This is a genomic window from Brevibacillus sp. FIR094, assembly GCF_050477165.1.
GTDB lineage: Bacteria > Bacillota > Bacilli > Brevibacillales > Brevibacillaceae > Brevibacillus.
This window is the reverse complement of record NZ_JBEAES010000003.1, coordinates 59943-70575: the sequence shown is the minus strand read 5'-3', so window position 1 is coordinate 70575 and position 10633 is coordinate 59943. Positions and strand designations below refer to the sequence as shown.

Annotated in this window: 8 protein-coding genes; all 8 read right to left on the bottom strand. The window is 48.4% G+C overall.

From position 1 onward, the window contains the following. Positions 1-29: 29 nt before the first annotated feature. The 8 genes from accB to ACQ5DJ_RS03270 all read right to left on the bottom strand — a co-directional run bounded on the left by accB (position 30) and on the right by ACQ5DJ_RS03270 (position 10566). The gene (gene accB / locus ACQ5DJ_RS03305) at positions 30-545 is read right to left on the bottom strand and encodes an acetyl-CoA carboxylase biotin carboxyl carrier protein (protein ID WP_429841165.1); all 516 of its coding nucleotides are present in this window, start codon (positions 543-545) and stop codon (positions 30-32) included. 240 nt (positions 546-785) lie between these two features. Continuing rightward, positions 786-1433: a TetR/AcrR family transcriptional regulator gene (locus ACQ5DJ_RS03300; RefSeq protein WP_186380587.1), complete on the bottom strand. Its 648-nt coding sequence runs from the start codon at positions 1431-1433 to the stop codon at positions 786-788. Positions 1434-1513: 80 nt separating this feature from the next. Beyond that, positions 1514-2416: a D-alanyl-D-alanine carboxypeptidase family protein gene (locus ACQ5DJ_RS03295; protein WP_429841164.1), complete on the bottom strand. Its 903-nt coding sequence runs from the start codon at positions 2414-2416 to the stop codon at positions 1514-1516. Positions 2417-2511: 95 nt separating this feature from the next. Further along, on the bottom strand, positions 2512-4089 hold the full coding sequence (locus tag ACQ5DJ_RS03290; protein ID WP_429841163.1) for a glutathione ABC transporter substrate-binding protein: 1578 nt from the start codon (positions 4087-4089) through the stop codon (positions 2512-2514). Between the two features lie 95 nt (positions 4090-4184). Continuing rightward, positions 4185-5156, bottom strand: a complete 972-nt coding sequence (gene msrA, locus ACQ5DJ_RS03285; protein WP_429841162.1) for a peptide-methionine (S)-S-oxide reductase MsrA — start codon at positions 5154-5156, stop codon at positions 4185-4187. A 174-nt stretch (positions 5157-5330) separates the two neighbouring features. Continuing rightward, complete coding sequence (locus tag ACQ5DJ_RS03280) at positions 5331-6710, bottom strand: M20/M25/M40 family metallo-hydrolase (protein WP_429841161.1); 1380 nt, start codon at positions 6708-6710, stop codon at positions 5331-5333. A gap of 32 nt (positions 6711-6742) precedes the next feature. After that, the gene (locus ACQ5DJ_RS03275; protein ID WP_429841160.1) at positions 6743-8758 is read right to left on the bottom strand and encodes a S9 family peptidase; all 2016 of its coding nucleotides are present in this window, start codon (positions 8756-8758) and stop codon (positions 6743-6745) included. A 5-nt stretch (positions 8759-8763) separates the two neighbouring features. Then, positions 8764-10566, bottom strand: a complete 1803-nt coding sequence (locus ACQ5DJ_RS03270) for a S9 family peptidase (RefSeq protein WP_429841159.1) — start codon at positions 10564-10566, stop codon at positions 8764-8766. Positions 10567-10633: the final 67 nt, after the last annotated feature.

Sequence of the window (10633 nt, the reverse complement as noted above, 5' to 3'; positions counted from 1 at the left end):
TTCCTGTCCTCCCCTTAAAAGCTGCTCCATTACGCTTGCTTCACCAGGAATAACGGCTGCCCATGCTCGACCAACTGACCGTTTTCCACTAAGACTTGGACAATCTCTCCTTTTACTTCTGCTTCTATCTCGTTAAACAGCTTCATGGCCTCGACAATACAGACAATGGTCGTTGGCTCTACCCGATCATTTACGGATACGTATGGTGCTGCGTCAACGGCAGGTGCTGCATAGAAGGTTCCAACCATGGGTGAAGCGATTTTGTACAAGTTTTCTGTCACTTCCGCCGATTTCTTAGGCGCTTCCACAGGGACTTTTTCGACCGGACGCTCAATCATTTCTTTTTTAGGCAAAGGGACAACGGGGGCCGCCGTCACAATTGGCGCGCTTTTGGTTTGTACAGGGATCTGATGTATGGCTGTGACTTGATTCCCATTTCTTCGCTTGATTCGTAAAGAAGAATCTTCATCATTTACCTCAAAAGATTCTATGTCCGTCTGCTCCAATAGCTTCACAAGTTCTCGTAATTCGTAAATGGTTAGCACGACTAATCCTCCCCTATTCCCGAATCTGACTGGCACAACCTCACGAACCGACTAGTTGGTCTCTTGTGATTGTGCAAGACCGACCAGTTGGTCTTTTCGATATTATAACAAATGTCAGAATACTAGTACAGACCAACTAGTTGGTCTGATCGAGGTATTTTATCAGGGACCATCAAGCGACTATGCCCCTGTCTCCTATCGAAAAGCTTGAGTGTAGCCGCATGATCCTTGTTTGCACCCCTACAATGACTTGAAGGGATTTTCTTCTGATTGCAGGAAAAAACGTTGAAATGCCGGGTTTTCCATCGATTCTGATTTCAAAACGGAATGAAGAACCATATCTGCATAAATATCCGCGATTTGCTCGATCGAGTACGTCCCTGACTTTTGATACCATTTGTAAATCCAGTTCACCATGCCAAAGATAGCCATGGACACAATCGGCACAGGCAGCTCCGGGCGGAACTCACCCGATTCGATCCCGTCCGAAATGACGGTGAACATGATTTTTTTATAACGATCCCGTTTTGTTTCAATATCCGTGTAGTACTCCGGAGCTAAAAACAAGCTTTCCTGATAAAAGATCGTAACCTGCGAGCGGTACAGATCTATCATCATGACGAAGGATTTTACGATTGCTTGGAGTCGCTCCGTCGGGGTATCCCACTTCTCATAAGCTTCCTCTGCTTTCTCCAACACATACGTAATAAATTGATCATGAATGATATAGAGGAGTTCATCTTTTGATTTGAAGTTGTGATAAAATCCTCCCTTCGACGTTCCGCTTTCTTTCACAATTTGATCCACAGTCACTTTGTGGTAGCCATTCGCTTCAAACAAGCGCATGGATGTTTCAATAATACGTTCTCTGATTGATTTTTCGGCCATTATCTTCACCCGTGAACATTATAGCATATCTACATAGCAAAAACGCCGATTCTCTTCGGTGAGAGATCGGCGTTTCTTTCTTAATTCGTTGGTGTGGAAACAGGTACAGCACCTGAATATTCTTCGAGCGTAATCCCTTTTTCTCCGATTTCTTGGGCAATCTCGACACCTACATAACGCAAATGCCACGGCTCATAAATATAGCCAGTAATCGCGTCTTTTCCCTCTGGGTATCGAATGATAAATCCAAACTTCTCGACGTTTTCATCCAGCCACTTCGCTTCTTTGGTTCCGGCAAAGCAACTCGTTGCAGCGCATTTGCCATCCTTACCGGAGACATCAATCGCGAGTCCCGTCTCATGCTCACTCGTCCCTGGAACGGCACTGTAAGTCCTCGCCTTCTCTACGCCGTCTTTTTTTACATAGCGATTAAACAGCGCTTTCTGGTAGGCGTGGGAGCGATAGGCAGATACGCCAGCCAACTGGACACCGTCAGCCTGGGCTGCCGCAAATAACTGTTCAAGCGCACCACCTGCTTCTTTACGCATTTTGCGTTTCTCGCTCTTTTCCGGGAGCAGGTACGGAACGTTTGGAAACACTAAATCATTTGGCTGATAGTTCTCTGGAAGCTTACGTTGTTTGTTCACCAGTACAGCAACACTCTCAGGCTCACCCACGACTTCGATGTCCGGGAACGACAGCTCAGGTGGCTGACCCGCTGGTGGCTTTTCTGCTGGCTTCGCTTCCGTTGGCTTCGCTTTCTGGGGTTGCTCCGGTTGTTCTTGCTTTGGTGTTTCAGCCGGTGGAGGCGTGGTCTCCTCCTTTGGCTTCTCTTCTTCTTTCTTTGGAGGAGCTGGTGTCTCCACGGATGGTGGTGTCTGCGGTTCTTGTGGAGCAGCCGCACTGTTACATCCAGTCAACACAAATGTCATTGCCGTTACGAGTACGAGCGGATGCAAAAGTCGGTGTCGAAAACTTCTCATTGTAACGTTCCTTTCGTTTTGGAGCTGATCCAATTATATAGGTATAAAAGTACGTACCTATTATGACATAATTGACCGACGTTTCGTTACATCATTTATCGAGAAATCACGACCTGATCGATATTCAGGTAACCCGCTGGACTGATGGAGAAGCCCTGAATATGATTGCTAATCACAGCCAAATTCTCCAGATTGCGAATCGGCACGACCAAAGCATCTTGCAGCTCCACTTCTTGTGCTTTTTCGTAGATGGCAAGTCTTTTGGCAGGATCTGTTTCGATACGACCAGCCTCGATGAGTCGATCTAGCTCGGGATTGCTGTATTGAAAACTGTTGCCAGCCCCGCCGCCCGATGTATGGAATAAATTGTACTGATTGTAGTCGGCATCCCCGGTTGCATTTGCCCAGCCACTGACAAAAATCTCATGATCCTTCGTTTTCTCAATGGTTCGGACAAACTCATCGTAGCTGACGACTTTTAGCTCCGCGTCGATGCCGATCCCTTTTAATTGCGACCGTATCACTTGGGCAACCAAGATTCGATCCCGTCTGTTGTAGGTAATCATTTGAATAGGAAAACCATCTGGATAGCCCGCCTCTGTGAGCAAACGGCGTGCTTGGTTGATGTCGTACGGGTAGCTTTTCACAGTCGGACTGTAGCCGAACACATGCGGTCCAATCGGTGAGCTCGCCTTTGTTCCCACATTGTTATACACCCCTTTAATGATCGCTCCCGTCTCGATCGCCATACTGATGGCTTTTCTCACACGGATATCATTCAGTGGTGGACGTGCTACATTGAACCCGATAAACTCCGTCCCAAGCGCATCACTGCGGTACACAAGCATCTGGTTGGACGCTTGAATCCGATCCAGCTCCATGACAGGGATGGACTCTGCAATATGTGCTTCTCTATTCTCAACCATCGCAATTCGAGCAGCATCATCGGGAACAACCTTGAAGATGACTTGATCAAGCGTAGCAGCCTCGCCCCAATAGAACTGGTTTTTGCTCAACGTAATTTGACTGCCAGGCTCCCATGATTGGAACTGATAAGGGCCAGTACCAACCGGGTGATGCGATAACTCCCGTCCGTATTTATCGATCGCAGTATGGCTGATGATGCTCCCCTCGTGACTGGCCAAAATAGAAAGTAACGGAGCAAATGGCTTATGTAGGATGAATTGAACTCTGTACGGATCGATGACCCTTACCTGCTTTACTTTTTCGAACATGGCTGCCCGAGGAGAAGCCACCGCTGGATCTAATACACGATCAAATGTTTTCTTGACCGCCTGGGCATGAAAGGGAGTCCCATCGTGAAAAACAACACCTTGTCGGAGAGTAAACTCCCAAGTAAGATCGTCGATTTGTTCCCATGCTGTTGCCAACTGTGGCTGAATGTTCATGTTCCGATCTCGTTTGACGAGTCCTTCATACACTTTTCCTTGGACGACACTCGCCTCATTAATCGTCAAAATAAAATGGGGATCGAGATTTGCCGCATCCGACATACGTGCAATGATTAGCGTCCCACCCTCAGCAACGTTATGAGGTGTCGGTACGATTTGATTGTTGTGAGGTGGCTCCTGACCGAAAGAACAGCCTGCTATAGCCATGATTGCTGCGAGTAACAGTCCAATTAGTCTGTGAAAGGCTGTCTGCGTGTACATTGGACCCTCCATGCATGCTCTGATGTTCACCTAGTTGTATGTTTAGCAAAAAGACCGCCCTTCTCCCATGTTCCCAGAGAGTAGCGGTCCACACTCTATTCTTTTTCAAATAATCGTTGAAACTCCCCGAAGCCTTCTTCCTCCAAACGATCCTTCGGAATGAAGCGCAATGCGGCTGAATTGATGCAGTAGCGCAATCCATTTTCTCCAGGACCGTCCTCGAAAACGTGGCCGAGATGAGAATCTGCATCTTTGCTGCGAACCTCTGTACGAATCATATTATGTGTCAAATCCACGTGCTCGGTTACGTTTTCCTCTTGCAATGGCTTGGTAAAGGATGGCCACCCGCAACCGGAATCGAACTTGTCCAAGGAGCTGAACAAAGGCTCGTTGGAGACGATGTCTACGAAGATGCCCTCTTCCTTGTGATCCCAGAATTCGTTCGTAAATGGGCGTTCTGTCCCGTTATTTTGCGTTACCTCGTACTGGAGCGGGGTCAAGATTTTTTTCAAGTCTTCTTGCTTCGCACGGTCGCGCCATGCTTCCTTGGTGAATTTCGCTCTTCCTGATGCCGCACGGTAGTATTGGTAGCGAACCGAATTTTTCTTATAGTAGTCCTGATGATATTCCTCCGCCAGATAAAACGGCTTGGCTGGCAAAATCAGCGTTGCGATGGGCTTTTGGAAACGACCGCTCGCATCCAGCTCTTGCTTGGATTTCAACGCAAGTCTTTCTTGTTCTTCATTATGATAGAAGATCGCTGGCGCATACGATTGACCGCGATCACCGAATTGACCACCAGCGTCAGTCGGATCGATTTGTCTCCAAAACATTTGCAGCAATTCCTCGTATGAGATGAGCGACGGATCATATGTGATTTGGACCGCTTCATAGTGTCCTGTCGTATCAGAGCATACCTGTTCATAGGTTGGGTTTTCGACATGACCGCCTGTATAGCCGGAGACGACTTTTTCAATGCCTGGCATCTTGTCAAATGGACTGACCATGCACCAGAAGCACCCGCCTGCAAAGGTTGCGATTTCGAATGGATGTGTATCGCTGTTCACGCATTTCGCCTCCTGTAAATGTATGTACATTATCATTTACGATTGTACATGGTTAGCGAAAGCAAAGTCCACTCCGGAAGTGCTGCGAGAGGGTTCCAAATAGGAAAGGAGACCTTTTTACATGAAAGGTCCCCTTTTCGCTATAGAATTACATGATTCTTCACTCGTATGTCGCTACTCTGACAGCGCTTTGGCAAAACCAGAGAGCATGACAACCATATGGGCAATCCCTTCCTCGAAGTCTTTCAAACGGATGGATTCGTTCGGCGCATGTACTTTGCAACCAACCCAGCCTACCCCTGTACTGACAACAGGAAGCTTCAGCTGTTCACCAAAAATATACATCGGACCCGTGCCTGCCGCGTTTGGAGAAAGCACTGGTTCATGTTCGTAAATGACGCGAGCCGAATCCAGTACGTGAGCAACAAACGGATGATGGAAATCGGAACGGTACGCTTTTTGTCCGTTGATCATGGTGACGGTAATATCCGTAAAACCATGCTTCTCCAAATGGTTCTCGATGCAATTCATGATGTGCTGTGGATCTTGTCCTGGGACAAGGCGGCAATCCAACTTGGCCTTCGCGCTTTTCGGCAGTACCGTCTTCGCGCCCTCTCCTGTATAGCCGCTGTCCAGACCACAAATGGTCATGGTCGGGTGGAAAACCATGGCTTCTCGTGGGTCCACGTTGCTTGCTGCGGTAATCAATGGGCGTTTCAAACCATATAGCGCTGCTGTCGCCTCTTCACTGAACGGCAATTCGGAAACGACTTTCTTTTCATCCGCTGTTGGTTCCTCGATCCCATCGAAGAAGCCTTCGACCAAAATCTCGTTTTGTTGATTTTTCATCGTCGCCAATGCCTGTACCAAGCGCCATGCTGCATTGTCTACATACGCACCGACAGAGGAGTGCATGTCGATCTCTGCCCCAACGCATGTCAGCTCAAGGTACGCCATTCCTTTAATTCCGGCAACCATGCTGATTCGCTCATTTTCGTCCTTTCCACCGAATTCCCAAATGCAGGCATCCGCCTGGAAAAGATCCTTGTACTCTCGAAGATATGGCTCCAGATTCGGGCTGCCGATCTCTTCTTCTCCTTCGATCAGGAACTTGATGTTGCAAGGCAAACCGCCCGCTTGCTGCTGCAAAATGTGAATCGCCGTCAGACGCGCAACGAGATCACCTTTATTGTCGGCAGCACCACGCGCATACAGCTTTCCATCGATGATCGTAGGGTCAAACGGCTCCGTGTTCCACTCATGAAACGGCTCTGGTGGTTGAACATCATAGTGATCGTAAAACAGGATCGTTTTACTGGCGTCTCCCTCGGTGCCAGCTGCAAAAAACGCATACACAACTGGATTGCCGCTAAGGTTGTCGAGCACCTTTGTCTCTCCGCCCACCTCATGAATCATCTTGACCATGTATTCAACCGTCTCTGGGATGGCCTTATGCTGTGCAGATACGGTAGGAAAACGCAAATATTGCTTCAGCTTCTCGATTGCATGCGGCAAGTTTTCTTGCACGATACCAATAACTTGTTCTTTGTTCAAGACCGGGCACCTCCTATTGGCATTTACATGGCTTATTCGACTTTCTCTTTTTGGTGTGCAACCAAATAGCTGTCAAACCAATCCGTCGTATATTGCAGTCTCAACACGCGTTGCTCAGGATCACCACTGCGGGATAGTTCATGACTGGCGCCCGGAAAACGGACAAATGACACCGGGGCCTTACCTTGATGCTTCAATGTTACAAAAAGCTGCTCGGCCTGTTCGATTGGGCAACGGTAGTCATGTTCCCCATGCATGATCAGGAGTGGCGTCTCGATGTTCTCTACCAAGCGAATCGGTGAATGCTGCCACATTTTTTCCGGATTCGAGAATGGATTTGCCTGAATCTCTTCGGCAGTGAAGAAGTAACCGATATCGCTGACACCGTAAAAGCTCACCCAGTTGCAAATACTCCGATCGGTTACACCTGCTTTAAAACGATTAGTTTTACCGACGATCCAGTTCGTCATGAAGCCACCGTAGCTGCCGCCTGCGACACCCAAGCGATCCTCATCGACAAAATCGAAATGATCGCATGCATATTGCACGGCCGTCATCAAATCGCGGTAATCGTTCCCTCCATAGTCTCCGCAGCACGCCTGAACAAAACGCTCTCCGTAGCCAAAGCTCCCTCTCGGATTCGTATAGAGTACGGCGTAGCCTTTTGCAGCGAGCAGCTGGAACTCGTGGAAAAACGTATTTCCGTACATGGAGTGAGGCCCGCCATGAATTTGCAGAACCATCGGATATTTTTTTCCTTCTTCAAAACCGACAGGCTTGAGCATCCAACCGTGCAGCTTCCAGCCATCCTTCGCAACAAACTCCATTTCTTCAGGAACAGGTAGCTCAATGCCCGCAAATAACTCTTCGTTCACAGCTGTTACACGTTTTTCTTCGCCGTCTTTCAGACCTATTTGATACAAGTCGCCCGGCGTAAACGGATCACTGATGGCAGCAACCACCGTTTGTTCGTTTTCATGCAGCGAAAAGCCGTAAATATTCCGGTTGCCCGCTACAACACTCGTGACTTGTCCGTCCAGCGTTACGTGATAAATGCCAGAATTTCCTCGTTCGCTGGCGATGAAATACATGCCTCTTCCATCCGCTGTCCATACAGCCCCTGGATTCGGGTGACCTGGCGAGCGCATATCTCCGATGGTGGAATCGCCAACCTGTACGTCCCAATCCGCTGTGATGCAAGTATAGTCGCCCTTTTCCAAATCATATACCCAGATGCGCTTCTGTGCTGCATACAAATGTGTGTCCAATTCACTCCCGATATACGCTAGCTTCTTCCCATCATGTGACCAGGTTGGATAGGAAAAAATCCCCTTGCTGTTAGTCAACTTTTTCCATCCTCCCCCTTCAGAAGGGATGAGAAAAACGTCAACGCTATGCTGAAAATCAGGGTCTTCTGCTCGGTTCGCCGTAACGGCGAGCCATTTTCCATCTGGCGACCATGCCCCAATCGTATGATTGTACGGGCCATCGCTGAGTGGAGTAACCTCGCCTGTTTCTACATGAACAATGGCCAGCTGCTTGTTTTTCTCGTAAATGAACCCGAGATCATCGGATTTGTACTTCATTCTTCCGACATGAATGGCTTTGGTATTTTCTTTTCCCTCGGTTCCCTCGAGATCTGCGAATGTTTCACCCTCATCCAGGATCGACGAGAAGACAATGTATGTGCCGTCAGGTGACCAAGTCGGATTGCTGACGCCATTTTTGCAACGCGTGAGCTGCCTTGCTTCTCCTCCGTTTGCATCGATCAGCCAAATCTGTGGCTTTCCAGATCGATTCGAGACAAAGCTAATCTTTGATCCATCCGGCGACCAGCGCGGAAAAGTGTCGCGGGAGCCAGACATCAATGGCTGTGGATCATCTGCATCTAATTTGCGTAAAATCAAGTGATTTTGGTAAGCGTGGGACTCATCGATGAGATTTTCCACATAGGCAAGCGTTTTTCCGTCTGGTGATAGCTGCGGATCGCTCGCGTACCGCATTTGATACAAATCTTCAGCCGTTATGCCTCTTTTTACTTGCGTCATGCTAATCACTCCTCGATTTTATTGGTGAATGCAAGTTGCTCCAAAAAGAACTGGGAAATTTTTTGATTCATCGTGATGTGATTGTCCAGCTTTTCGGTAAAGTGGCCTTCATCTTCAAAAATGTGCAAATCGACTTCTTGTTCCCTGCCTCTCATGTCTGCTACGAGCTGTTCTGCTTCGCTGACAGGAACACGGGTATCATTGCGCCCGTGGAATACGAGAAGCGGAGCCGTGATCTTATGGGAATGATTCAAAGGAGCAATTTCTTCAAAAAAGTCATCGTCTTCGCCAAGGAAGCCGTACTCCACCTCACGCAATCTCCGTCTCCATGCCCCAGTGTTCTCCAGAAAGGTTTTGAAGTGGGAAATCCCCACAATATCAACACCTGCGGCCCACAGATCAGGGTAATGCGTGAGTGCCGCCAGTGTCATGAAGCCTCCGTAACTGCGACCCATGATGCCGATCGCATTCGGGTCTACACTTGAGCGGTTGCCTAAATCTTTGACCAGCCAAGCTAAATCTGCTACAGAATCCATCCGCTTGCGGCGATCATCGAGCTGGACATATTCCCGACCGTAGCCCATACTGCCGCGAACATTCGGTGCTACCACCGTAAAGCCTTCGTTCGCCAAAAACTGAAAAACAGGATGATATTCCGGTCGAATTTGGCTCTCTGGCCCACCATGGACGTAGACGACGACTGGTTTTTTCGCTCCATGTTCAGATGTATCTTTGGCATAGAGGAAATACGGTACTTCCAAGCCATCAAATGAGTGAAAGGTGCACAATTCCGGCTCGATGAGTTTGTCTTCCAGAGCATCGGATTGACCAATGTTCGTCACACGTCTGCTGATTTGCTCCGAAATGGTATACGTCCAAATGTCGCCTGGAAGTGTAGGACTTTTCAGTGTATAGGCAAGTTGATCATCACTCACCCACGCCAAGGAAGAGATCACTCCATGTGGTGCTTCCTCGACCCGCTCCCAGCGTTGCTCTGTCAAAGAATAAAGAGCCAGAACGGAGTAGCCTCCTTCATTGATTGTGAAGGCAAGTCGCTTCTCATCCGGAGATAATTTGGCCTCCTCGATGTCCCATTTCGCATCGTGCACCAGTTTGTTCAGCTCTCCTGTATGCAGTGAAAAGCGGCACAAGGCTTTCGTGTTTTCATCGCGGTCGGTTACGAGATATCCCGTCTGGCCGTCATTAGACAGTACCAAGGAATGGTAGCGCGCATGTTTGCTGCAAATGGCGAGCTTTTGTGCTTCCTTCGTTTGCAGATTCAACACATACAGGCAATTGTCAATGTTGGTCTCCTGTACGCTGAAAATGAGTCCTGTCCCGTCTGGCAGCCAGCCGATTGGATCTGTGCGCCCATCATAGCGGAAGACTTCCTCATACGCACCGCTCTCGATATCCTGTACAAAAATATCAAAGCTGCGCGGATTGCGACGATTGCTGGACCACGCGATCTTTTGCCCACACAAAGACCAGCCTCCCAAATAGTGAAAGTAATCGGGAGCATCTGTCAGCGGCTTCACAACCGCACCATTTTCCGTTAGCAAAAAGAACTGTTGCCGCTCGTCTCCCTTGTTGTCCATCCCCACAATCGTTTTCGTTCCGCACGGGGAGTGGTCAACTGCTACCACACGATCAGGCAAAAAGGTCACTTGCTCCGAGCGATTGGAATCTTCATTCCAGCGCCACAACTGCGCAATACCTGTCTGTTTCGTTAAAAAGGTAATCTCTCTACGCTGCGGTACCACCTTCAATTGATACGCGGATTTCACTTGCAGATAGTCCAAAATCACGAGAAATCATCCTTTCCTCTTTTGCTAGATGTACCTTGGAGTATGTAAAGAGAAAAAAGAGGAGAAT